Genomic DNA, 22,261 nt, shown 5'->3' with positions numbered 1-22,261 from the left:
GCGACCATGATGAACCTTGCCGAATATCGCCGCACCTCTGCTCGGCTTTCCGACTATCTGCCATGGGCAGCCCTGGTTGGGCCCGGCGTCGTGCTGAACAAGGACGGCAGTTTCCAGAGGACCGCGAAGTTTCGAGGGCCGGATCTGGATTCTGCTGTCGCCGCCGAACTGGTCGCGGTCGCCGGTCGCATCAACAACGCCGTGCGCCGTCTGGGTTCCGGCTGGTCGATCTTCGTCGAGGCACAACGCTCCGAGGCTGCGACCTATCCCGACAGCCGTTTTCCAGATGCAGCCTCCGCACTGGTCGATGCCGAGCGCAAGGCCGGGTTCGAGGAAGCGGGCACGCATTTCGTGTCGGGCTATTTCCTGACCTTCCTCTGGCTTCCGCCCGCCGAAGATGCCGCCCGTGCCGAAACCTGGCTCTATGAAGGCCGAGAGCAATCCGGCGTCAATCCGCATGAACTGATGCGCGGCTTCATCGACCGCACCGACCGCGTGCTGGCGCTGCTCGACGGCTTCATGCCGGAATGCCGCTGGCTCGATGACGCTGGCACGCTGACATACCTCCATTCGTCGATTTCCACGAACCGGCATCGCGTGCGCGTGCCCGAAGTGGCCATGCACCTCGATGCGCTGCTGACCGACCAGCCCCTGACCGGAGGACTGGAGCCGCGCCTGGGCGATCAGCATCTGCGGATCCTGACCATCATCGGCTTCCCGACCGCGACCACGCCCGGCCTGCTCGACGAGATGAACCGACTGGCCTTTCCCTATCGCTGGTCCACCCGCGCCATCCTGATGGACAAGACGGACGCGACGAAGCTCCTCACCAAAATCCGCCGCCAATGGTTCGCCAAGCGCAAGAGCATTGCCGCGATCCTCAAGGAGGTGATGACCAACGAACAATCGGCGCTGGTGGACACCGATGCGTCCAACAAGGCGCTCGATGCCGACATGGCCTTGCAGGAACTGGGTGCTGACGTCGCTGGCATGGCCTATGTCACCGCCACCGTCGCCGTTTGGGATGCCGATCCGCGTATCGCCGACGAAAAGCTGAGTCTGGTCGAGAAGATCATTCAGGGCCGCGATTTCACGGCGATGCCGGAAACCGTCAATGCCGTCGATGCCTGGCTCGGCTCGATCCCCGGACATGCCTACGCCAATGTCCGGCAGCCGCCGATCTCGACGCTAAACCTTGCCCACATGATCCCGCTATCGGCCGTGTGGGCGGGGCCGGAACGGAACGAACACCTCGGAGCGCCCCCCTTGCTTTACGGCAAGACCGAAGGTTCGACGCCGTTCCGGCTTTCCCTTCATGTCGGTGACGTGGGCCATACCCTCGTCGTCGGTCCGACCGGCGCAGGCAAGTCCGTACTTCTGGCGCTGATGGCGCTGCAATTCCGCCGCTATGAACGCAGCCAGATATTCGCTTTCGATTTCGGCGGCTCGATCCGGGCATCCGCACTCGCCATGGGTGGCGACTGGCATGACCTCGGCGGCGGTTTGACCGAGGGATCGGAGGTTTCCGTCTCCCTGCAACCGCTAGCGCGAATTGGTGATGCTTATGAGCGGTCATGGGCCGCTGACTGGATCGCTGCGATCCTGATGCGTGAGGGCATGACCATCACGCCGGAGGTGAAAGAGCATGTCTGGACGGCACTGACCTCGCTGGCATCCGCACCCGTTAGCGAGCGCACCATCACCGGCCTTGCGGTCCTGCTGCAATCCAATGACCTGAAGCAGGCGCTGCGACCCTATTGCGTCGGCGGCGCCTATGGCCGGTTGCTCGATGCCGAGGCTGAACATCTCGGCCACGCCGATGTGCAAGCCTTTGAGATCGAGGGACTGGTCGGAACCGGCGCGGCCCCGGCCGTGCTCGCCTATCTGTTCCACCGGATCGGCGACCGCCTCGACGGTCGACCCACGCTGCTCATCATCGACGAAGGCTGGCTGGCCTTGGACGATGAAGGCTTCGCCGACCAGCTCCGCGAATGGCTGAAGACGCTCAGGAAGAAGAATGCTTCCGTGATCTTCGCCACGCAGTCGCTCTCGGACATTGACGGGAGCAACATCGCATCCGCCATCATCGAAAGCTGCCCGACACGGCTGCTCCTGCCGAACGAACGCGCGATCGAGCCGCAGATCACTGCGATCTATCGGCGGTTCGGCCTCAATGACCGGCAGATCGAGATCCTCGCACGGGCAACGCCCAAGCGGGACTATTACTGCCAGTCGCGGCGTGGCAACCGCCTGTTCGAGCTGGGCCTGTCCGAAGTCGGCCTCGCGCTCTGCGCAGCATCATCCAAAACCGATCAGACCCGCATTGCCGATCTCGTCGCCGAGCATGGGCAGGAGGGCTTCCTCGCCGCCTGGCTGCGCGATCGCGGCGTCGAATGGGCGGCGGAGCTGATCCCCGATCTCACCAATCTCATCGCCCAGACTGAAAAGGAGTCCTGACCATGACTATCCGTCTTTCCCGTTCGCGCGCCATGCTCATGGCCGCAACACTGCTTGCCGCGCCGCTTGCGCTCTCGCCCCTGCTGACCAGCCCGGCCCACGCGCAATTCGGTTTCGGTCGCATCGTCTATGACCCGACCAACTACGCGCAGAACCTTCTGACCGCCGCGCGCACGCTGGAGCAGATCAACCACCAGATCACTTCGCTTCAGAACGAAGCACAGATGCTCATCAATCAGGCGCGCAACCTGACCAGCCTGCCATATTCCTCGCTCCAGACCTTGCAGCAGAACGTGAGCCGCACACAGCAGCTTCTCGCCCAGGCGCAGAACATCGCCTTCGACGTGCAGAACGTCGATCAGATGTTCAGCCAAAAATACGGCAATGTCTCGCTGTCGGCCACCGACACCCAGCTTGTCGAAGATGCCCGTTTGCGCTGGCAGAACACAGTTGGCGGTTTGCAGGATGCCATGCGTGTGCAGGCCGGCGTGGTCGGCAATATCGACACCAATCGTGCCGAGATGTCGGCCTTGGTCGGCCAGAGCCAGAACGCCACCGGCGCTTTGCAGGCTACGCAGGCGGGCAATCAGCTTCTCGCCCTCCAGTCGCAGCAACTTTCCGACCTGATCGCGCTGATGTCGGCGAATGGCCGGTCCGAGGCGCTGATCGAGGCCGAGCGTGCCACCGCCGCCGAACAGGGCCGCGTCCAACGTGAGCGCTTCCTGACGCCGGGATCGGGCTACCAGCCCGGCAATGCCCGGATGTTCGGCAACGGCAACAACTGACCGGACAGGAGGGGCGCGACATGGACGACAAGATGCTCGCACGACTGGGCGCGATCATATTCGTTGCCATCGCCATCACCGCAACGGTGATCGAAATGACCCGCGAGGATGAACCGGCGCAGAACCGACCGGTGCCATCGCTTCAGCCCTCTGCCGATCCGCTGCGCCAGAGCCTGCGCAGTTGCCAGCAGCTAGGTGAGGCCGCCGTGAGTGATCCCGGTTGCCTCGCCACCTGGGCCGAGAACCGCGACCGCTTTCTCGGCCGGACGTCGGTGCCAGCCGCCCCTCATCAGAACGGGGGAGAGTGAACCATGGGTGGCACCGGCGTCATCGACAATTTTCTGGACGTATTCACCAGCTATATCGACAGTGGCTTTGGTCTGCTTGGCGGGGAAGTCGCCTTCATCGCCACCACGCTGATCGTCATCGACGTGACGCTGGCGGCGCTGTTCTGGAGCTGGGGTGCTGATGACGACATCATCGCTCGGCTGGTCAAGAAAACGCTCTTCGTCGGTGTCTTCGCCTATCTGATCGGCAACTGGAACAATCTCGCCCAGATCATCTTCGACAGCTTTGCGGGTCTGGGCCTGAAGGGATCGGGCACCAGCTTTTCCGCCGCCGATCTGCTGCGTCCCGGCAAGGTGGCGCAGACCGGCCTTGATGCCGGTCGCCCGCTGCTCGAATCCATCTCCGACATGATGGGCTACTGGTCGTTCTTCGAGAACTTCATCCAGATCGCCTGCCTGATGTTTGCCTGGGTGCTGGTGCTGCTCGCCTTCTTCATTCTCGCCGTGCAGCTCTTCGTCACGCTGATCGAGTTCAAGCTGACCACGCTGGCAGGCTTCGTGCTGATCCCCTTCGGCCTCTTCGGCAAGACCGCCTTCATGGCCGAGCGCGTTCTCGGCAATGTCGTTTCCTCCGGCATCAAGGTGCTGGTCCTGGCCGTCATCATCGGCATCGGATCGACCCTGTTTTCACAGTTCACGGCAGGCTTCGGCGGCGTGACGCCGACCATCGACGATGCCATGGCGATCGTGCTGGCAGCCCTTTCCCTTCTCGGCCTCGGCATATTCGGTCCCGGCATCGCTTCCGGTCTGGTTTCCGGCGGCCCGCAGCTTGGCGCCGGTGCTGCCGTCGGAACCGGCCTCGCCGCAGGCGGCATGATGATTGCCGGGGGCGCCGCCGCTGGCATGGCCGCGAAGGGAGGAGCTGCTGCGCTCTCTGGTGGAGCGGCTGCCGTCCGGGGTGGTGCTGCCGCCGCAGGTGCGGCGAGCGCCGCCTACAGTGTCGGTTCGCTTGGCCAGTCTGGTGCTGCCGGCGTCGCCTCCGGTCTGGGCGGTGTTGCCCGTGCGGCAGGCTCCGCCGCCGCATCGCCCCTGAAACGTGCGGCTTCCAAAGCCTCCGAAAGCATCAAGTCCAGCTTTTCCGACGGAGCGCGTGCCGGCTTCGGCGTCACCGGCGGCTCTTCGACGGCTGGAACAGTCGGAGGCGCAAACGAGGCTGCAAGCGCTGCCCCGTCACCCGCCGCGCAGGCTGGCGGCTCTCCGGCATGGGCAAAGCAGATGCAGCGCAAACAGACACTCAGCCACGGCACGTCGATGGCCGCCCATGCCGTGCGCTCCGGCGACAGCCATGGCGGCGGCTCCTCCATCAATCTTTCTGAAAGTGACCGCTCATGAACATCTTCAAACGTCCATCTGCCCATTACGGCAAATCGCCCGAACCCGAGACGCCCTATCAGAAAGCTGCCCAAGCCTGGGACGAGCGTATCGGTTCGGCTCGCGTGCAGGCAAGGAACTGGCGCATCATGGCCTTCGGTTCGCTGATTCTCTCGGCCGGCTTCGCCTCTGCCCTTGTCTTGCAGTCAGCACGCGGGACGGTAGTGCCCTGGGTGGTGCAGGTCGATAATCTCGGCCAGTCGCAGGCCGTCGCGCCTGCCGTGGCTGAATATCGTCCGACAGATCCCCAGATTGCGTTCCATCTCGGCCGCTTCATCGAGCAGACGCGCTCGATCCCGTCCGACGCCATCATCGTGCGGCAGAACTGGCTGCGCGCCTATGAGTTCACCACGGACCGGGGTGCTGTAACCCTCAATGATTATGCCCGCGCCAACGACCCGTTCACAAAGGTCGGTCGGCAGCAGATTGCGGTCGAGGTTTCCAGCGTCATCCGCGCCTCGAATGACAGCTTCCGTGTCGCCTGGACCGAACGCCATTACGAAAACGGCCAACTCTCCACCACCGAGCGATGGACCGCAATCCTGACCATCGTGATCCAGACGCCGCGCGATGCGGAACGCCTGCGCGCCAATCCGCTCGGCATCTACGTCAATGCAATTTCATGGTCGCGGGAGATGAGCCAATGACCCGCATGATGGCCCGCAATTCCGGCTTGCCGGTTCTCCGTAAACCCGCTTTGGCGGTTTTGTTGCTGTCCGCCACGATGCTGGCCGGTTGCGCAACCAACCGCACCCCGCAGTTCAGCTATGATGCTGATGTACCCGCCATGCCCGTGGTGTCAGCAGCCGTCACTGATGACCGGCCCCGGCCTTTGCACACACCCCCGGCATGGACTGTGGCGCGCGGCGGAACCGCTGCCGGAACGCCGACTGGCCGCGTCGAGAATGCCAATGCTGCCGCCCGTGTCGAACCGCGCCGGGAAAGCTATTACAACGCCATCCAGATCTACCCCTGGTCGGAAGGGGCGCTGTTTCAGGTGTATGCCGCACCGGGGCAGATCACGACAATCGCACTTGAACACGGCGAAAGCCTGACCGGCGCGGGGCCGATTGCGGCAGGCGACACCGCCCGATGGATCATTGGTGATACCGAAAGCGGATCAGGTACAAGCCGCCGCGTCCATATCCTCGTCAAACCGACCCGTGAGGATATTTCCACCAATCTTGTCATCAGCACGGATCGCCGCGTCTATCTCATCGAGCTTCGCGCCCGCGCGGCGCTCTATATGCCCGCTGTGGCCTGGGCCTATCCCGCGATACCTGCCGGTCAGCGCCAGAGCGTTCCGGCAGCCCCCATCATTCCTGTCGAGACGGCCCGCAACTATCGTTACGGGTTGACCGGAGACACGCCACCGTGGCGGCCGATTTCCGTCTTTGACGATGGACGCCGTGTCTATGTCGTCTTCCCGCGCGGCATCGTGCAGGGCGAGATGCCGCCGATCTTCGTCATAGGCTCCGAGGGCGAAACGCAGATCGTCAACAGCCGCATTCACCAGAACATTCTGATCGTGGATCGCCTGTTCGGGGCTGCCGAGCTGCGCCTTGGCAGCGGCGATCGCCAGCAGACCGTCAGGATCGTCCGCGTTGAACAAAGGCAGGCGGCCCAGCCTGCAAAGACCGGGGAGAATCCGTCATGAGCGAAGAGACGACCACCAATGCGCCTCCCATGCGTCTGCGCTCCGAGCCGCCGCGCGTCACCCGGCTGTCGCGCAAGATGCTGGCCGGTGTGGGTGCCGTCGCGCTCCTCGGCATTGGCGGCGCATTGATCTATGCGCTCCAGACCCGCGACATGAGTGGAGATGGCGAGGAACTTTATTCAACCGAGAACCGCCCCACAGCGGACGGGCTGGCCGGTCTGCCGCGCGATTATACTGGCCCCGTCCTGGGACCAGCTTTGCCGGGCGACCTTGGCGGCCCGATCCTTGACGCTCAGAACAGGGGGCAACCCGTTACGCCGCCCGCTATGGCAACACCTGCTCGTGATCCTGCCGAGGAGCGTCGTCTCGCCGAGGAAGAAGCCGCACGTCTTAGCACCGTGTTCTTCCAGTCGGGCCAAAGGACGGCGACGACACCAGGCTCTAACATGCCGGGCCTTACGGGCCTTGACCTTGGCGGTCAGCCCGCAACGCAGGACCGACACACGGCATTCCTGAACGGGCCGGTGGATCGTCAGACCGTTGCCATGGATCGGATCATGGCACCCGCGTCTCCCTATATCCTTCAGGCAGGGGCCGTGATCCCGGCGGCGATGATTACCGGCATCCGTTCCGATCTGCCTGGCCAGATCACCGCGCAGGTCACGGAAAATGTCTATGATAGCCCGACCGGCAGCCTGCTCCTGATCCCGCAGGGCACCCGCATCATCGGCAAGTATGACGCCGGAGTGCAGTTCGGCCAGCGCCGTGTGCTGCTGGTCTGGAACCGCCTCATCCTGCCCAATGGCCGCTCTATCGTGCTGGAGCGCCAGCCGGGTGCTGACGCTTCCGGCTATGCCGGTCTTGAAGATGGCGTCGATTACCACTGGTGGGATCTGATGAAAGCCGCGGGCCTTTCCACGCTGCTCGGCATCGGCACGGAACTGGCGACCGACGACGAAGACCGCCTGATCCGCGCCATCCGCGACGGGGCACAGGACACCATCAATCAGGCCGGACAGCAGATCGTCCAGCGCCAGTTGCAGGTTGCCCCAACGCTGACCATCCGACCTGGCTATCCCGTCAGGGTCATCGTCACCCGCGACCTGGTACTCGAACCCTACAGGAATTGACTATGACGAAGCTGAAACTTGGGCCACTCGTTGAAGACAAACCCGTGAAAGTGACGGTGGAACTGCCCGGTTCGCTCCACCGTGATCTGATCGCCTATGCAGAGGTGCTGGCCCGCGAAAGTCGCCAGCCCACTGCCGATCCCGTCCGGCTCATCGTGCCGATGCTGGAGCGGTTCATCGCCACAGATCGTGGGTTTGCAAAGGCGCGGCGGGGCAGGGGATAAGAAAGATAGATGACGAATTCTTTGAATGATAATGCTGGCAATGTTTGCATGCATTTTCGTCCTTGAATACAGGTCGACATCGATGCCTCTCGGTTTTCTAGCCGCATGGGCTTAAAGCATATTTTTATATCCGATAGTCCCAAGGAGCGGAAACGAAGCGGTATCCTTGTTCGGCGCGATCGACGTATCCGAACCCCGGAAAGTCCAAATGCGCACCAGCGACCATCAACTTGTCCGTCGCCACCATGTCCAGTATTCTCTTGCGCGTGGCCGCGGCCGCTCTCCGATCGGTGTCCAGCGCAAAAGCCCAATCAGGATTGGCAAATTGGTATGCCGGGGCAATCAGCACGTCTCCCCAGAATAAGAGGCTTTCATTCCCGCTATCCACCCGCAACCCTATGTGACCCGGCGTGTGCCCTGGCAGGGCCATTGTCCTGAGGCCTGGTGCGATCTCGGCATCCGGCTTGATTAATCGTTTCTGTTGATCGTACGGGGCGACCTTAGCACGCGAGATATGCAGGCCTTCACGAACCTCCTTTGACGAGGAGCCGTAAACCGCTTCATCGTGGGTAAACTGCCAGTCTGTTTCAGAGGCGATGACTTCTGCCTCGGGAAACCTTGCGGTACCTGTCTGCACGTCCGTCATGCCCCCGACATGGTCAGGGTGCAGGTGCGTCAGGAATATCGTGTCGATGTCGTTGATGTGGATTCCCGCCGCTGCCAGCGCTGCGTGCCAATTGCCGAGCGTTGGGGCAAGCCCCGCTGGCGATCCTGTATCGACTGCAATCACCCGGTTTCTGGTTCGGATAACGAAGGCATTGATACCCAGTGCCATCGTATCCGGAGAATGAGGATGATGCGCTCGTTTCGCCGCTGCGCCTGCCTCGTCTTCGTCATAGCCAGGCATCATTGTCGGAGGTCTTTGGATCACACCGTCCATAAGGGCGATAACCTCGATCTCACCCACCACACGGCGCTGGGAGTGTGAAATCTGCATTTCGCCGTCTTGCTTGGCCAGGGCTTTACCACCAAGACGCAGAAGTGCTGGCGCCGCCAGCACAGCTGGAGCCAGAGCTATTTGTTTTGCGAAAGTCCGTCTCGAAACAGGCATTGTAGATCCTTTCGTAGTGTCCATTGCGCCAGGTTCAAAACATAAGTATCTATAATGCTATGCTCGTCATATCGCGGGGATAATTATAGTTATCATAAGCAGATGTTATGGAAAATATTGCTGCCATCCACTCCTTGGTCACCGCCTGCGAAACAGGGTCCTTGTCCGCTGCCGCTCGACGACTCGGGATCACCCAATCGGCGGTCAGTCAGCAGATTGCCGCGCTGGAACGGTCGCTCGGGCTGGTTTTGGTGATACGCGGCCGGAATGGCATCCGTCCCACCGAGGCAGGCAAACTCGTCGCCAGCCACGGTGCGGAGGTGCTGGACTGCCTGTCGCAAATGCAGGATGCGCTTGCTGACCTGAAATCCGTACCCGAAGGTCGCGTCTCGATCTCCTGCGCCCTTCTGATGGCGCAAACCGTGCTAGCGCCGGTGCTGGCTGATCTTCAAAGCCGATATTCCAAGCTGAAGATTGACCTGCATGCCAGCGATAACGTGACCGATCTGACCGAATCCGGGTTTGATCTTGCGATACAGTCAAGTCTGAGTGCGGTTGGAAACGGCACAGCGCGTAAGCTCGCCGATATCGATCTATGCCTTGTCGCCTCGAAAGCTTATCTTGATCGGGTGGGTCGGCCCCGGACGCGGAAGGATCTGGAGTCCCTTGACTATATCCAGTACAGAGACGATCCCGATGAGAACAAGATCGTTTTCTCCGATAGCGAGACGGCTCCTGTAACCGTTGCCTTCGCCGCTCAGATGCCAAATCTTCTGGTGCATGCGGTCCAGAACCATATGGGTTTTGCCAAGGCCCCTCGTTTTCTAGTCGCAGATCTTCTGGCGGGTGGTCAGGTCGAGACCATCTTGCCTGAATATTACATCGTCCCGAAACCGCTGTACCTGATCCGTGCGACCGGCCTTGCCACGAACCGCCGCGTCAGTCTCTTTATTGACCGCTTCATCCTCGAACTCGCTGCCACCGAACATATCCGTCTAGCACCTGACCTAAAGCCTTCGGAAGGGGCAGATGGACTTCATCAATGATCACGAGAAGGTGGGGCAACTATCATCCGCCAGGTTGGCTTTCAAGCCCCCTGTGAAGCCTAGAGAGAAGAGGCGGTCCAACGGCAGCAATCGGCAAGCTGGACTGTCCAAGCCTCGTAGTGCCACGGCATGAAGGCATCGATTTCGCTGCAAGGCCATTCATTCACGAAGGCGCTCAAGTATACATCCGCGTCAGGCTTTCGGATCATCTGCCTTAAGAACGCCGTTTGGAGTAACGTGGCATTCGGCGGCGTTGTCGCACTATAGTGAGCAATCGGTGATGTTTGGCACCCGAGGCGCTTGGGTGACACCAGACGCCAGCGTCATTCTTCGGTATGCACAGATACCGGCACGGGCTGGGTGGGGGCGATCCGGTCCAGCGTCAATTCGCCGAAGTGCTTGTCGAACAGCGCCGCGGCCTCGGCCATTGTGTCCGCCATCACGGTATTGACGTTCCTTTCCACTAGGCAAGGTCCTTGTTCGCTGCGATTGCCGATGGCAAAAAGATTGGGTCGTCCGAGCGCCTCGTAGACGTCCAGAAGTGTGATCTGACAGAGCGGCCGCGCCAACTGCCACCCCCCGCCATGCCCCTTGCATGAATGCACGAGGCCTGCTTCGCGCAACCCTGCCATAGTGCGCCGGAAAACTGCCGGGTTCGTTCCCATACTGCGCGCCAGAACCTCAGATGTGAGCGGGGCACCCGCCTGCTCCATGTGCAGCAGGACATGGAGAACGTCCGACAGCCGGGTATCCCTGTTCATCGCTTAGCCTTTCTACTTCTCATGGTGACGGTACGAACCACATAGCCATAAATGAAATACGACATTTTTCGTATCTTTTATTGATACATGACGATAGTGCGATTATGTATCTTCTGATGATACATGTCTTGGTGTGCCCGTGTCCAGTTCGAACGGGGCGGTCATCATACTCTTGAAGGGAAAACCGCATGTTTTACGACGCGATTATTATCGGGGGGAGTTTCGCGGGCCTGTCGGCGGCGCTTTACCTCGGGCGCGCCCGACGATCTGTGCTCGTGCTCGACACCGGCGCGCCGCGCAACCGCTTCGCAGTCGCCTCTCACGGCTTCTTTGCTCAGGACGGTAGCGATCCGAAAACCATGCTCGACACGATGCGCGGGCAGGTGGCGGCCTATCCTACCGTGCAGTTTCAAAACCGGAAGGCTCTCGATGTGGTACAGCGGGATGGCGCTTTTCAGGTGATGCTTGAAACAGGAGAGACCGCAGCAGCCGCAAGGCTACTGCTTGCCTTCGGCGTCTCCGACATCCTGCCAAGCTTGCCTGGGATCGCCGAACGTTGGGGGAAGACGGTCATTCACTGCCCTTATTGCCACGGTTATGAGTTCAGCGGCTTGCGACTGGGAGTTCTCAACCTGTCGCCAATGTCAGTGCATCAGGCCAGCCTAATCCCCGAATGGGGCCCGACTACGTTCTTTATGAATGGTGGAACTCTCGAAGCCGGGGAAGCATCGATGCTCGAACAGCGCGGCGTGGTGATCGAGCCTTCACCGGTGGAGCGTCTTGTGGGGAACGGAACAGCCCTCTCGGCTGTCCGACTGGGCGACGGCAATGAATTTGCCGTCGATGCGCTGTTTATCGCACCGCCCAACAGCTTGAGCAGCGACATCGCCGAACGCCTCGGCTGCTCGATGGAGCAAGGCCCGTTGGGATCGGTGATTTCGGTCAACGAGATGAAAGCCACCAGCATTGAAGGGGTCTACGCCGCTGGCGACGCCACGCGTATGGCCGCCACCGTTACCTTCGCCTGTGCGGATGGGGTCATGGCCGCGCTCGCCATTCATAGGTCCCTGGTATTCGGAGGGGAATAGCCATGACTCCCAAGCACACCCCTTTTGTCGATCAAGTCACTGTCGCCTCTTACGTCGAAAATGTCCGACGCATTGTGCCGGGTCTAGACGATCTTCATCGCATGGCGATGCTGCTTCTGGCCGAAGAGGCACCGGAAGCCGCCCATATCCTCGTTGTCGGGGCGGGGGGAGGTATGGAAATTAGGGCCATGGCCGAAGCGCGACCGGCCTGGCGCTTCACCGGAGTAGATCCCTCCGGGCCAATGCTGGACCTGGCGCATGAGATGCTTCAGCCTGTCGCCGATCGTGTTGATCTACGCAAGGGCACGGTTGCGCAGGCCCCCGATGGCCCGTTCGATGGTGCAACTTGCCTATTGACCCTCCATCATCTCGACGGAGGCGAACGGCTACGAACGCTGGAGGGCATCCGGCGCCGTCTCACACCAGGGGCTAACCTTATTATCACTGAGCATACGGCTCCTGACCCCGACCCTGTTCGGTGGATGACGCGATCCGTCGCCTTTGGTGACCGAGACGGGCTTGATTGGGAGAAGGCCGAGACCACAGGCAGGATGATGATCGAGCGGTTGACGTTATTATCTCCCGCCGATGAAGAGAGTTTCTTGCGCGAAGCCGGCTTTACGGAAATCGCCCTGTTTTATGCTGCTCTGTCTTTTCGTGGTTGGATTGCAAGCGTCGGCCGGCCCTGATCAGCGTGTCGCAGCCGTTAAAATACGTTCAGGCCAGGACTTTGCACCCCATCTGGCTGTAATCTTCGCGTAATTCTGTTGCCCTAGCTGCGATGTGATCGAAGCGGTGCTCGTGTCGCCCAAAAGCAGACATGAGAATACAAGGGAGACGGGAATGAAAATTCGCAGCAAGGGGATACAATTGTCCCGGCCCGGCTGGCCAGAAGTCGCAGTCGCTTTGCTCATCTATTTGATGCTGCTAGCCGTCATCGCCGTCATGATGGCACGGATTTCCGACGAGTATGCCGTATTACGTGGCAATTTTGGCATGGTGGCTAATGGTATAGCCGGAGTTCTCGCGTTAGCAGCGGCGATTTCCATGCGCATCCGCAGCCTAAGAAAATTCGGCTTTTGCCGCGTTGCTGTGGCATGGCTATTTGCGGGCGTGGTGATTGGGATTGCGGCCTACGGCATCAGTCATGTCTTGGAGGCCGTCTATTTCACCTACATCGCCGAGCAAAACACTCAGGCAGATTTTCGGGCCGCCGCAACTGATGGGGCGCTCTCGTTTCTCATATTGCTGGTGAGTGGCGCGATTCTTACGCCGTTTGGCGAAGAAGCCGTGTTTCGCAGCGTCGTCGCCAACGCTTTGAATCGCTATGGCGGATGGGCCGGCGTCGGCGGCAGTGCATTCATCTTTGCTGCCATTCACGGGCCAAGTGTGGTCTTCCTCAACGCATTTCTTATAGGCGTCCTCACCGGCCTGCTGTTTCGCAAGACAAATTCGATTTGGCCCGGCCTTGTCGTGCATGTCGTTTTCAACGGCCTATGGCTGATCACCTATGCGGTCGTCTGAATGGTTCGGCTCCCGGGGAATTTGGTTTCAGGCCCTGTGGTCGCGGCCATTTAACATGAAGAACCGCAGCGGGAACTGAAGATCCACTGTTTTTTACTTCAGCGATGGCGAAGACGATCCGGTTGACGATAAGGGCGAACAGCCCATGATTATTGGCGCACAGCTTTAAAACGATGCGGCCTCGGTCGTCCCGCGTGACGCTCCGTTTCCACAACTCGCCCGCCCATTTAATCGGGCGAGTTATGCCGGTGGGGCAACGGACCAAAACGCGGTCACTCAATTTTATGACACGGAGGGGATGCGCGCGATAACCTTTATCTCAACATCAAACCCTGCAAGCCAGTTCACTCCAACAGCTGTCCAGTTTGGATAGGGCGCTTCTGGGAAGGCCTCGGCCTTCGCCGTCATGAAGGCCTCGAACTGCTTTTCCGGATCGGTATGAAAGCTGGTCACATCAACGATATCGGCAAAGCCGCATCCGGCTGCTGATAGGACGGCTTTGAGATTGGCGAAGGCGCGGCGGGCTTGCGCCGGATAATCTGGTTCAGGACTACCATCTTCTCGACTGCCGACCTGCCCAGATACGAAAAGCAGATCACCGGATCGAATTGCAGCCGAATAGCCATGCGCTTCGTAAAGAGCATGGCGGTCGGCGGGGAAAACAGGGGTAGGGGTCGTCATTATTACCTCGTGGGTTCGAGAGCCTTCACACTTGGCAAGGTTTCAGATACGATACGTATGTGTATTTGACATACTGTTCGTATGTCAATCGGGTGTGTGACAGAAAGGCAACCTAGTGGTGAGAGACACGTCCAGAAACCGGTCTTCAATGATGGAGGAAACCCGGCTTAGACTGATCGCTGCAGGAAGGCGCGCCTTTGCTGAGAAGGGTTTCGCTGCAGCGTCAATGGACGACCTTACGGCTGCTGCCGGACTTACGCGAGGTGCTCTGTATCATCATTTCGGCGACAAGAAGGGGTTGTTGGCCGTAGTTGTGGCGCAGATCGATGGAGAGATGGCCGAGCGCGCTCGGCTGGCAGGAGAAAAGGCAGTAACCGGTTGGGCAGCGCTGGAAGCACAGGGCGTAGCCTACATCGAGGCGGCACTTGATCCCGAAATTCAGCGTATTGTGCTGTTAGACGGGCCGGCCTTTCTGGGCGATCCATCGCAATGGCCCAGCCAATGCGCATGTCTTGAGGATACCCGCGTTGCGTTGGCCAAAATGTCCGAGGCTGCTGTTCTCAAGCCAGTTGACATTGAAGCCGCGGCACGCCTGCTGAATGGGGCGGCTCTGAATGCAGCACTTTGGGTCGCGGCGAGTGACGATCCGCATGCAACACTGCCCAAAGCAATAGAAGCCTTCCGGCTGATGTCGTCGGGGTTCCTGGCGACCTGAAGCAAAAGCATCGTTGCAGCAGCGTATGGAAACAGCAGACGTCCGATTTGCGCGGGCTCTTATCTTCAACTCTCATATTCCTCTGTCCACTCGTCCGGGCACCGACCGTCGTCGCCGCCTGCAGGAACATTGTCTTGGTTCCAGTTTGGCCGTCAGTTGGGTACGGCGAAGCTTCGGTGAACGGTATGGACGTGCGAAGCATTGATCGGGCCTTTCCTCCCTGACGCAATGGGAAGGCGAGCGTTTTGAGCACGATCACCGTGTCCCTGCAGATCAAGGGTTCTAACAGGGATGAAATGCGTCGGTGTCACTGTCGACGATTCTACGTAACTTCTATGTAATTTTCGGCGGCCATAGGTCTCTGCGTTGGTGCGCCTCAATGATCGAATGGTGATCGTCGCGGCGATGATCGAAAGGACAGACATGAAAAAGATTATTTCAGGCATATTCGTTTGCTTGATGCTGACAGCGTGCAGCCAGACGGAAAAGGGTGCAGGCATTGGTGCGGCGGGTGGCGCCATCATTGGTGGGCTGGCAAGTGGCACTTGGGAAGGTGCTGCAGTGGGAGCTGCGGCAGGTGGCGCGGGAGGGGCCGTGGTAGGAAACATCCGCGAACGTAATGACAAGAACCGTCGCGACCGCTGGGAACAGCGGGACCGCCGAAACTACGATTGCAGATATCGGGATTATTACGGTCGCTGCCGATAAAGATTCCGGCCTGCGTGGCGCAAGCCAAAGGCGAGACGGATACCGGTCGGACTTCGGTTTCTCCGGTCTCCATGTCCATCGCAGTTTTATGATATCGATCAACTTGAGGTTTAGGATGGCACGAACGTCGAGTTTATCTGAAGCGGAGCAGTAGATTCGCTATAGAGACCATTGGGAATGATAGTCAGGAACTTGACTGATTAGGCGACTATGAAACTTCTGCTTATCGAAGACGATCCGGAAATGACGGATGCCTTGAGGACGGCCCTCTCGCAGCATGGCATCGTGCTGGACGCTGTTGGAGATCTGGCGATGGCGCGGGAAGCAATCGCCCTGGCGGATTACGATATTGTCCTTATCGACCGGCAACTGCCGGATGGCGATGGCAGTACCTTCCTCGCCGATTTGCACCGTACGGGTTCAAATACGCGATCGATCATCATCTCTGCTCTGAGGTCAACCGACGAGCGAATTTCCGGCCTCAATGACGGTGCCGATGACTATTTGCCGAAACCGTTCGAAATTCCCGAACTGATTGCCAGAATGAGCGCTGTGCTGAGGCGGGTGCCGACAGCAGGCCCATTCGTCCTGTCGGCAGGAAACGTTACCTATGATCGGGTTTCATGCGATGTGCATGTCAACGGCGTCAGGCTTGCGCTCACCCGCAGGGAACTGCTCATCATCGAAACTCTTCTGAGAAACCGTGGTCGCACCGTGTTGCGCTCGTCCCTTGAGGGGCAGGTCTATTCCTTTGACGACGAAATCCAATCGAACTCACTGGAATCGAATATGTCTCGCCTGCGCCGAAAGCTTGTCGAAGCCGATGCCGACATTGTTATCAAGAACATTCGTGGCATAGGCTACTACCTTCATGAGCAGAAATAGGATGACCAGCACATCCCTTCGCTGGCGATTCACTTTTGGTTTTATTGTCCTGCAGCTCTGCGCGGTCATCGCATCGCTCAGCCTGGTTTTCTATCTCCTTTCCGGCCTCAAGCCCGATGTGGCGATCACGTCCATCTGGCTGTCTCAAGAAATCGCAGACTCGGTCCGTCTCGAGCCGAATGGCCGACCCCATCTGGTTCCGACGACCGGGCTCAAAGAGATTATGGAGGAAGCGTCTGATCTGTGGTTCGTGGCAGACCTGGGCAAAGATATCGTTCTGGCACATGGCGTGCCTCCCGGGAAAATTGCCGACAACATGCCATTCTTGCGGACATTCAGAAGTGTCGAACTTCATGGTGATCTAGACGATCCGTTGAGTGTCGCCCGCATGGAGCGTTTCGACACAGACGCCGGTGAGGCGACGATTTTTGCCGGCGGTGTTTCGATGTCCCAATATGGTGTGACAATGCTGTTGGGAAACCTTGCCATCGGCGTGCCGGCGCTGATCCTCGTCGCTATTTCGCTCATTGGCACCCCTTTTGTCACACGCTGGGCTTTACGATCTTTCAGCGATCTGACGACTCGTCTCGACAGGATAGATCTCGACACACGTGGCTCCCTGGTGGAAGAGCGGGGATTGCCCAATGAGGTGCTTCGACTCGTGCGCGACATCAACAGGGCGCTGCGTCGTCTAGATAATGGCTTTGAGGCGACGGAGCGTTTCTTCGTTAACGCGGCGCATGAACTTCGAACGCCGATCGCTGTCCTGCAGGTGAGGATTGATACGCTTTCTCCAAGTTCTGACAAGACCCACCTGCAGATGGCCATCAAGCGACTTACAGCAATTGCGAACCAGCTTCTCGATACCGAGAAGTACCGACAGAAGCCCCAGCAGAATGCTCCTGTCGATCTCAACTGCGTTGTGTCGAAGGTGGTTGCCGACCTTGCTCCCCTGGCGATCGCCAAAGGTTACGAGATTTCGTTCGACAGCGATGCGGAAAACCTGTTCGTTCCCGGCGATGCCGAAGCTCTGGAGCGTGCATTCGTCAATCTCGTCCGTAATGCAGTCCAGTACGGAGGCGGAAGAGGACAGATATCGGTCAGTATTGAGGCTGACGGCAGCGTGACGGTCGCGGATCAGGGCTGCGGAATTGCCGGGGATAAGCAATCGCGCATATTCGAACCGTTCTACCGGGTCAGCCCTCACGGCTCAGGTGCGGGCCTGGGGCTCAGCATGGTCAACGAGATCGTGACCCGTCACGGCGGCTACGTTGAGCTTTCGTCCGCTCCAGGCAAGGGCAGCACATTTGCCGTGCGCTGGCGCGAGAAGCGCGTTTTCCAGCAGTGGTAGGTGCCGTCGCCTGCGCCAACAGGTCAAGGCATCTTCATCCGTCGACGTCGGCTGGGCACGACCGCGATCGCTTGATGCTTGACGGGCAATTGCTGGCACGCCATCCACATTGCAAACACTCTTTGCCGATCGGTTGATTTTACAGTGCTTGCCAAACGGATAGGCGCGACGACGGCTCCCCGTAATTTTCAGGTAACTTCCGTGACAGAGAAAGCCCGCAAATTTCAATAGCACGGGCCACGACTAAATGACACGACACATTACCCGCAAGCGTTTCATCCTGGCGGCGGCAATCCTTGTCGGTCTGCTGGGCGTTTGGCTGTTGTTTCTGCGTCCGCAGGTAAAGCTTGAACTGGTGACCGCGCAAGCGCGAACGGGCGACATTGAAGAGGTGGTGCTGGCGACCGGAGTTCTCGAACCGCTCGAGTTGGTGCGTGTCGGCGCCCAGGCCTCGGGTCGCATTGAGCGCCTGGCTGTCAAGATCGGCGACATCGTCGAGGCTGGCCAATTGGTGGCCGAGATCGATTCAAAGACCCGGCGTAATACCTTGCGGGACCGGGAGGCCGCCCTGGCCAACATCCGCGCCATCCATACCGCGCGCCTAGCCAGTCTGGGGAAAGCCGAAAAGGATTTCGAGCGCCAGCGTGAGCTGCTGGCAGGCGGTTCGACGCCACGCGCCCAGCATGACGCGGCTGTAGCCATGCTACACAGTGAGCGGGCGCAGGTTCAGGCGCTGGACGCCCAGATCAGCCAGGCCCAGGTCGCGCTCGATTCTGCGGGCATAGAGCTGGCTTATACCCGCATTACCGCCCCAATCGCAGGCACTGTGGTCGCGATCGTCACTGACGAAGGACAAACCGTAAATGCCCTGCAGACTGCGCCGACTATCGTCATGATCGCGCGCCTGGACACAATGACGGTGCGCGCGGATATCTCCGAGGCTGACGTCGTGCGCGTCAAACGGGGCCTGCCGGTATGGTTCAGCATCCTTGGTGATCCAAAGCGCCGCTTCGATGGGGAGTTGCGACAGGTAGAGCCGGCCCCAGCTTCAATCGCAAACGAGAGCAACGCCGCTGCTAGCCGGATTAGCTCACCCAACGGCGCGGTCTATTACACCGGGCTGATCGACGTGGCGAATGCCGACGGGGTCCTGCGGCCCTCAATGACGGCGCAGGTGTCCATCGTTTTGAGCCGCGTCAGCGGCGCCGTCCTGGTTCCGCTCAGTGCAGTGGAAGGGGCGCCCCGGGCCGGCGATACGGCGCGTGTGCGCATACTGGACGCGATGGGCGAGGTCCAGATCCGGCAGGTCCAGGTCGGCATCGATAACGGCGCGGACATCCAGATCCTTAGCGGTCTTCAGGCAGGCGACACCATCGTCCTGGGAGCATCCACGGACGAACGCACGGATGGTCAGGCTCAACTGGCCGCGGCGAAGCGGTAGGGAGCGTTATGACGGAACCACTGATCCGCGTACGTGGGGTATCCCGCGCTTTCCCCGCAGGCGACGAGATGGTGCGGGTGCTGAAAGACGTCGACCTCGACATCGAGGCCGGCGAGATGGTGGCCATCATTGGCGCCTCGGGCTCCGGCAAGTCGACGCTGATGAACATCCTTGGCTGCCTCGATCGTCCGACGGACGGCAGCTACTGGATCGAAGGGCGCGAGACCTCGAAGATGTCCGTGGACGAACTGGCGGCGCTACGCCGTGAGCGTTTTGGTTTCATCTTCCAGCGCTATCATCTGCTTGGCGATCTCAGCGCGGCCAGCAACGTCGAGGTGCCGGCCATCTATGCCGGACGTAGCCGATCCGACCGGCACAAGCGAGCGATATCCTTGTTGACCCGGCTGGGCCTCGCCGAGCGGACGGGCAATATCCCGGGCAAGCTTTCGGGCGGCCAGCAGCAGCGGGTGTCGATCGCCCGCGCCCTGATGAATGGCGGCGAGATAATTCTGGCCGATGAACCGACCGGAGCGCTGGATACGCACAGTGGCGCCGAAGTCATGAAGATCCTGCGCGAGCTTCATGCCGAAGGGCATACCATCATCCTCGTCACTCACGACAAGAAGATCGCCGAACACGCGGATCGGGTTGTCGAGATCAGCGACGGTGTTATCATTTCCGACGAGCGCAATATATCCAAATCCGCCGCGACGGCCCGTCCCATCCGCGAGCACGCGCCGGGCGCTGGCTGGCGTGGCGCAATTGATCGGGTGACCGAAGCCTTTCGTATGGCGGGCGCGGCGATCTGGGCGCACAAGATGCGCTCGCTTCTGACCATGCTCGGCATCATCATCGGTATCGCCTCAGTGGCGGCTATCTCGGCACTGGGAGCCGGTTCGCAGCAACAAATCCTGAGCAGTATCAGTTCGCTCGGCACCAACACGATCGAGGTGCGGGTCGGAAAAGGCTTCGGCGATCTGGAAGCGGGCAAGATACGGACGCTGGTTCCCGCCGATGCCGAAGCGCTGGTGAACCAGCCCTATGTCGACAGCGTGACACCAACCGTTACGACGAGCGTAACTGTCAAGCGCGCCGCTGTGGCCGTCAATGCGTCAGTCACCGGAGTTGGCGCCGACTTCTTTCGTGTACGGGGTCTTGATCTGGCACATGGACAACTGTTCGATGCCCAGGACATTATCGCCTACAGCCAGAATGTGGTGATCGATGCAAATGCTGCGCGAGACCTGTTTCCAGACCGGGTAAACCCGGTGGGGCAGGTCATCCTTCTGGGCACAATGCCGGCGAGGGTCGTGGGTGTGACGAAACGGGAAAACTCCTTCGGCCCGGCTGTTGATACACTGACCGTTTATGCGCCTTTCACAACCGTCATGGGCCGCATGCTGGGTCGTCCGAACGTCGACGGTATAACGGTCCGTATCAGAGACGATGTTGATCCGGGCAATGTCGAGGCCGCAGTTTCGCGCCTTCTCGAGCGTCGACATGGCGCGAAAGACTTCTTCCTCACCAACTCGGCGACCATTCGCGAGACTATCGAGGCGACCACGCAAACCCTGACGCTTCTGATTTCGTCGGTCGCTGTTATCTCGCTGATTGTCGGCGGCATCGGCGTGATGAACATCATGCTGGTGTCCGTGACCGAACGTACCAAGGAGATCGGGGTTCGTGTGGCCGTCGGCGCGCGCCGCAGCGATATTCTCTCCCAGTTCCTGATCGAGGCCATTCTGGTCTGCCTCGTCGGCGGCTTCATGGGAGTGATGCTCGCCCTCGGGATCAGTGCTCTCTTCAATTTGCTGAGCCCCGACTTCAAAATGATCTTCTCTTCGGGCTCCATCATGGTAGCCTTCGCCTGCTCAACCCTGATCGGAATCGTCTTCGGCTTCCTTCCCGCCCGCAATGCGGCAAAGCTGGACCCGATCGAAGCCTTGGCGCGCGACTGATGACCTTGGAAGGACATCGTAAACTTGACGGTGTGGGAAAACGAAGCATGACAAACCGTAAGCTGGTTCATCGCCGCTATGGTTTCCCAGCCAAGATCATGCCTCATGCTATGTGGCTCTACTTTCGTTTCCCTCTCAGCCTGCAGATGGCCGAGGACATGCTGGCGGCCAAAGCCATCCTCATCTCGCCTCAAACGGTCCGGCTGTCGAAATGGCACCCACGTTGTTGCGTGGTACCAAATCGCCGAGGGAATTGAGTATGGAGGGAATCCATCCGAGGCAACGCTATGTAAGGTGAAAGAGGAAACGGACTTAAAATCCGATAACTTCTATTCACCAGATATAGGCGAGCAGTTCTATGATGTCGATCGGCGCACAATCAGCATGTTCCACTGGTCCGTCGGCTTTGAAGATGGTGCCGTTTGCAGGGCAGCGCCCAGTCCTAACACACGTAGAGGCCGAGTTCATTCAGTGGAAACTCGCTCAACATCTTCTCATCAATCACATGTCGCGTAACTCGGGATCATTGCGGCACAAACTATAACGGATTCTCATATGAAGCTTCGCCGCGGTTTACCAACTGACGTTCCTTTTATTTATCGCTTGGAAAAACACTACATTGAAGAGCTTGAAAATGATCAGCTAACCAGATGGCAGGAAAATACTGAGCGTCACCTCGAACAATGGATTGACAGCCTTCCCAACACAACAGTTGCACAGTTGCAGGGCATGCGGGCAGGCTATCTGTTTTGGGAGCGCGAAGGCGACAAAGCGCTAATTGCGTCGGTGAATGTTGCTACTGCATTCAGACGCAAGGGATTCGGCTTGGCTCTGTTAGAACGTTTCGAGAGTGAAGCTCGACTCGCCGGGTGTGCCTTGGCGGAACTGGGGGTCATTACCAATAATCCTGCGCGATATCTATATGAAAAAATTGGCTATCAGCCCTCGGGTATAGAAGGCCGATATTTATTGATGGCCAAGTGTTTATGAAAATGACGAGCTTCCGATTTTGGGATATTGG

23 protein-coding genes are annotated in these 22,261 nt (G+C 59.5%); 20 read left to right on the top strand and 3 right to left on the bottom strand.

Annotated elements, in window-relative coordinates; genetic code table 11:
• Positions 1 to 6: 6 nt before the first annotated feature.
• The 8 genes from trbE to QBD01_RS24750 are packed head-to-tail and all read left to right on the top strand — an operon-like array spanning position 7 to position 7,971.
• Positions 7 to 2,457 (top strand): conjugal transfer protein TrbE, encoded by a 2,451-nt coding sequence (trbE, locus tag QBD01_RS24785; protein WP_280994955.1) that lies wholly within the window; start codon positions 7 to 9, stop codon positions 2,455 to 2,457.
• A gap of 2 nt (positions 2,458 to 2,459) precedes the next feature.
• Positions 2,460 to 3,242 carry a P-type conjugative transfer protein TrbJ gene (gene trbJ, locus QBD01_RS24780; protein WP_280994954.1) on the top strand — a complete coding sequence of 261 codons (783 nt, stop codon included), beginning with the start codon at positions 2,460 to 2,462 and terminating at the stop codon, positions 3,240 to 3,242.
• Between the two features lie 20 nt (positions 3,243 to 3,262).
• Positions 3,263 to 3,550: a putative entry exclusion protein TrbK-alt gene (gene trbK-alt / locus QBD01_RS24775; RefSeq protein ID WP_280994953.1), complete on the top strand. Its 288-nt coding sequence runs from the start codon at positions 3,263 to 3,265 to the stop codon at positions 3,548 to 3,550.
• A 3-nt stretch (positions 3,551 to 3,553) separates the two neighbouring features.
• Positions 3,554 to 4,921 (top strand): P-type conjugative transfer protein TrbL, encoded by a 1,368-nt coding sequence (trbL, locus tag QBD01_RS24770; RefSeq protein ID WP_280994952.1) that lies wholly within the window; start codon positions 3,554 to 3,556, stop codon positions 4,919 to 4,921.
• Positions 4,918 to 5,607, top strand: a complete 690-nt coding sequence (gene trbF / locus QBD01_RS24765) for a conjugal transfer protein TrbF (protein ID WP_280994951.1) — start codon at positions 4,918 to 4,920, stop codon at positions 5,605 to 5,607. The genes trbL and trbF overlap by 4 nt, the downstream gene beginning before the upstream one ends.
• The gene (trbG, locus tag QBD01_RS24760) at positions 5,604 to 6,617 is read left to right on the top strand and encodes a P-type conjugative transfer protein TrbG (protein ID WP_280994950.1); all 1,014 of its coding nucleotides are present in this window, start codon (positions 5,604 to 5,606) and stop codon (positions 6,615 to 6,617) included. The genes trbF and trbG overlap by 4 nt, the downstream gene beginning before the upstream one ends.
• Positions 6,614 to 7,747 carry a TrbI/VirB10 family protein gene (locus QBD01_RS24755; protein ID WP_280994949.1) on the top strand — a complete coding sequence of 378 codons (1,134 nt, stop codon included), beginning with the start codon at positions 6,614 to 6,616 and terminating at the stop codon, positions 7,745 to 7,747. Before trbG ends, QBD01_RS24755 begins: the two co-directional genes overlap by 4 nt.
• Before the next feature lie 2 nt (positions 7,748 to 7,749).
• Positions 7,750 to 7,971 (top strand): DUF2274 domain-containing protein, encoded by a 222-nt coding sequence (locus QBD01_RS24750; protein WP_280994948.1) that lies wholly within the window; start codon positions 7,750 to 7,752, stop codon positions 7,969 to 7,971.
• Positions 7,972 to 8,095: 124 nt separating this feature from the next.
• Here QBD01_RS24750 and QBD01_RS24745 read toward each other — a convergent pair whose 3' ends face one another.
• Positions 8,096 to 9,082 carry an MBL fold metallo-hydrolase gene (locus QBD01_RS24745; RefSeq protein ID WP_280994947.1) on the bottom strand — a complete coding sequence of 329 codons (987 nt, stop codon included), beginning with the start codon at positions 9,080 to 9,082 and terminating at the stop codon, positions 8,096 to 8,098.
• Between the two features lie 107 nt (positions 9,083 to 9,189).
• On the opposite strand from QBD01_RS24745, the gene QBD01_RS24740 reads away from it, so the two are divergent.
• A complete protein-coding gene (locus tag QBD01_RS24740) occupies positions 9,190 to 10,128 on the top strand; it encodes a LysR family transcriptional regulator (protein WP_280994946.1) in 939 nt (312 codons plus the stop codon).
• A 323-nt stretch (positions 10,129 to 10,451) separates the two neighbouring features.
• On the opposite strand, the gene QBD01_RS24735 is transcribed toward QBD01_RS24740, so the two are convergent.
• Positions 10,452 to 10,889 carry an Rrf2 family transcriptional regulator gene (locus QBD01_RS24735; RefSeq protein WP_280994945.1) on the bottom strand — a complete coding sequence of 146 codons (438 nt, stop codon included), beginning with the start codon at positions 10,887 to 10,889 and terminating at the stop codon, positions 10,452 to 10,454.
• A gap of 188 nt (positions 10,890 to 11,077) precedes the next feature.
• Between QBD01_RS24735 and QBD01_RS24730 the strand changes: the two genes are divergently transcribed.
• The 3 genes from QBD01_RS24730 to QBD01_RS24720 all read left to right on the top strand — a co-directional run bounded on the left by QBD01_RS24730 (position 11,078) and on the right by QBD01_RS24720 (position 13,501).
• Complete coding sequence (locus tag QBD01_RS24730; RefSeq protein ID WP_280994944.1) at positions 11,078 to 11,977, top strand: NAD(P)/FAD-dependent oxidoreductase; 900 nt, start codon at positions 11,078 to 11,080, stop codon at positions 11,975 to 11,977.
• Positions 11,978 to 11,979: 2 nt separating this feature from the next.
• A complete protein-coding gene (locus QBD01_RS24725) occupies positions 11,980 to 12,666 on the top strand; it encodes a class I SAM-dependent methyltransferase (protein ID WP_280994943.1) in 687 nt (228 codons plus the stop codon).
• 154 nt (positions 12,667 to 12,820) lie between these two features.
• Positions 12,821 to 13,501, top strand: coding sequence for a type II CAAX endopeptidase family protein (locus QBD01_RS24720; RefSeq protein WP_280994942.1), 681 nt, complete (start codon positions 12,821 to 12,823; stop codon positions 13,499 to 13,501).
• A 282-nt stretch (positions 13,502 to 13,783) separates the two neighbouring features.
• Here QBD01_RS24720 and QBD01_RS24715 read toward each other — a convergent pair whose 3' ends face one another.
• Positions 13,784 to 14,182, bottom strand: coding sequence for a RidA family protein (locus QBD01_RS24715; protein ID WP_095445553.1), 399 nt, complete (start codon positions 14,180 to 14,182; stop codon positions 13,784 to 13,786).
• 151 nt (positions 14,183 to 14,333) lie between these two features.
• Between QBD01_RS24715 and QBD01_RS24710 the strand changes: the two genes are divergently transcribed.
• The 8 genes from QBD01_RS24710 (at position 14,334) to QBD01_RS24675 (ending at position 22,230) form a co-directional block, all read left to right on the top strand.
• Positions 14,334 to 14,897, top strand: coding sequence for a helix-turn-helix domain-containing protein (locus QBD01_RS24710; RefSeq protein WP_280994979.1), 564 nt, complete (start codon positions 14,334 to 14,336; stop codon positions 14,895 to 14,897).
• Positions 14,898 to 15,320: 423 nt separating this feature from the next.
• Positions 15,321 to 15,605, top strand: coding sequence for a YMGG-like glycine zipper-containing protein (locus QBD01_RS24705; protein ID WP_280994941.1), 285 nt, complete (start codon positions 15,321 to 15,323; stop codon positions 15,603 to 15,605).
• A 210-nt stretch (positions 15,606 to 15,815) separates the two neighbouring features.
• Entirely contained in the window at positions 15,816 to 16,490 is a 675-nt protein-coding gene (locus QBD01_RS24700) for a response regulator transcription factor (protein WP_280994940.1), read from the top strand.
• Position 16,491: 1 nt separating this feature from the next.
• Positions 16,492 to 17,841 (top strand): HAMP domain-containing sensor histidine kinase, encoded by a 1,350-nt coding sequence (locus tag QBD01_RS24695; protein ID WP_280994939.1) that lies wholly within the window; start codon positions 16,492 to 16,494, stop codon positions 17,839 to 17,841.
• Between the two features lie 247 nt (positions 17,842 to 18,088).
• A complete protein-coding gene (locus tag QBD01_RS24690) occupies positions 18,089 to 19,282 on the top strand; it encodes an efflux RND transporter periplasmic adaptor subunit (RefSeq protein ID WP_280994938.1) in 1,194 nt (397 codons plus the stop codon).
• Between the two features lie 8 nt (positions 19,283 to 19,290).
• Positions 19,291 to 21,240: a MacB family efflux pump subunit gene (locus QBD01_RS24685; protein WP_280994937.1), complete on the top strand. Its 1,950-nt coding sequence runs from the start codon at positions 19,291 to 19,293 to the stop codon at positions 21,238 to 21,240.
• Between the two features lie 47 nt (positions 21,241 to 21,287).
• A complete protein-coding gene (locus tag QBD01_RS24680; protein WP_392391475.1) occupies positions 21,288 to 21,497 on the top strand; it encodes a hypothetical protein in 210 nt (69 codons plus the stop codon).
• 298 nt (positions 21,498 to 21,795) lie between these two features.
• The gene (locus tag QBD01_RS24675; protein WP_280994936.1) at positions 21,796 to 22,230 is read left to right on the top strand and encodes a GNAT family N-acetyltransferase; all 435 of its coding nucleotides are present in this window, start codon (positions 21,796 to 21,798) and stop codon (positions 22,228 to 22,230) included.
• Positions 22,231 to 22,261: the final 31 nt, after the last annotated feature.

The organism is Ochrobactrum sp. 19YEA23 (genome assembly GCF_029909865.1).
GTDB lineage: Bacteria > Pseudomonadota > Alphaproteobacteria > Rhizobiales > Rhizobiaceae > Brucella > Brucella gambitense.
Note: the sequence above shows the minus strand (reverse complement) of the source record. Positions and strands in the feature narration are given on the sequence as shown.

What these genes read in the sequence shown, in the direction of transcription:
- trbE (WP_280994955.1), top strand. Translation starts at nt 7, where the DNA reads ATGATGAACCTTGCCGAATATCGCCGCACCTCTGCTCGGCTTTCCGAC.
- trbJ (WP_280994954.1), top strand. Translation starts at nt 2,460, where the DNA reads ATGACTATCCGTCTTTCCCGTTCGCGCGCCATGCTCATGGCCGCAACA.
- trbK-alt (WP_280994953.1), top strand. Translation starts at nt 3,263, where the DNA reads ATGGACGACAAGATGCTCGCACGACTGGGCGCGATCATATTCGTTGCC.
- trbL (WP_280994952.1), top strand. Translation starts at nt 3,554, where the DNA reads ATGGGTGGCACCGGCGTCATCGACAATTTTCTGGACGTATTCACCAGC.
- trbF (WP_280994951.1), top strand. Translation starts at nt 4,918, where the DNA reads ATGAACATCTTCAAACGTCCATCTGCCCATTACGGCAAATCGCCCGAA.
- trbG (WP_280994950.1), top strand. Translation starts at nt 5,604, where the DNA reads ATGACCCGCATGATGGCCCGCAATTCCGGCTTGCCGGTTCTCCGTAAA.
- QBD01_RS24755 (WP_280994949.1), top strand. Translation starts at nt 6,614, where the DNA reads ATGAGCGAAGAGACGACCACCAATGCGCCTCCCATGCGTCTGCGCTCC.
- QBD01_RS24750 (WP_280994948.1), top strand. Translation starts at nt 7,750, where the DNA reads ATGACGAAGCTGAAACTTGGGCCACTCGTTGAAGACAAACCCGTGAAA.
- QBD01_RS24745 (WP_280994947.1), bottom strand. Translation starts at nt 9,082, where the DNA reads ATGCCTGTTTCGAGACGGACTTTCGCAAAACAAATAGCTCTGGCTCCA.
- QBD01_RS24740 (WP_280994946.1), top strand. Translation starts at nt 9,190, where the DNA reads ATGGAAAATATTGCTGCCATCCACTCCTTGGTCACCGCCTGCGAAACA.
- QBD01_RS24735 (WP_280994945.1), bottom strand. Translation starts at nt 10,889, where the DNA reads ATGAACAGGGATACCCGGCTGTCGGACGTTCTCCATGTCCTGCTGCAC.
- QBD01_RS24730 (WP_280994944.1), top strand. Translation starts at nt 11,078, where the DNA reads ATGTTTTACGACGCGATTATTATCGGGGGGAGTTTCGCGGGCCTGTCG.
- QBD01_RS24725 (WP_280994943.1), top strand. Translation starts at nt 11,980, where the DNA reads ATGACTCCCAAGCACACCCCTTTTGTCGATCAAGTCACTGTCGCCTCT.
- QBD01_RS24720 (WP_280994942.1), top strand. Translation starts at nt 12,821, where the DNA reads ATGAAAATTCGCAGCAAGGGGATACAATTGTCCCGGCCCGGCTGGCCA.
- QBD01_RS24715 (WP_095445553.1), bottom strand. Translation starts at nt 14,182, where the DNA reads ATGACGACCCCTACCCCTGTTTTCCCCGCCGACCGCCATGCTCTTTAC.
- QBD01_RS24710 (WP_280994979.1), top strand. Translation starts at nt 14,334, where the DNA reads ATGGAGGAAACCCGGCTTAGACTGATCGCTGCAGGAAGGCGCGCCTTT.
- QBD01_RS24705 (WP_280994941.1), top strand. Translation starts at nt 15,321, where the DNA reads ATGAAAAAGATTATTTCAGGCATATTCGTTTGCTTGATGCTGACAGCG.
- QBD01_RS24700 (WP_280994940.1), top strand. Translation starts at nt 15,816, where the DNA reads ATGAAACTTCTGCTTATCGAAGACGATCCGGAAATGACGGATGCCTTG.
- QBD01_RS24695 (WP_280994939.1), top strand. Translation starts at nt 16,492, where the DNA reads ATGACCAGCACATCCCTTCGCTGGCGATTCACTTTTGGTTTTATTGTC.
- QBD01_RS24690 (WP_280994938.1), top strand. Translation starts at nt 18,089, where the DNA reads ATGACACGACACATTACCCGCAAGCGTTTCATCCTGGCGGCGGCAATC.
- QBD01_RS24685 (WP_280994937.1), top strand. Translation starts at nt 19,291, where the DNA reads ATGACGGAACCACTGATCCGCGTACGTGGGGTATCCCGCGCTTTCCCC.
- QBD01_RS24680 (WP_392391475.1), top strand. Translation starts at nt 21,288, where the DNA reads ATGACAAACCGTAAGCTGGTTCATCGCCGCTATGGTTTCCCAGCCAAG.
- QBD01_RS24675 (WP_280994936.1), top strand. Translation starts at nt 21,796, where the DNA reads ATGAAGCTTCGCCGCGGTTTACCAACTGACGTTCCTTTTATTTATCGC.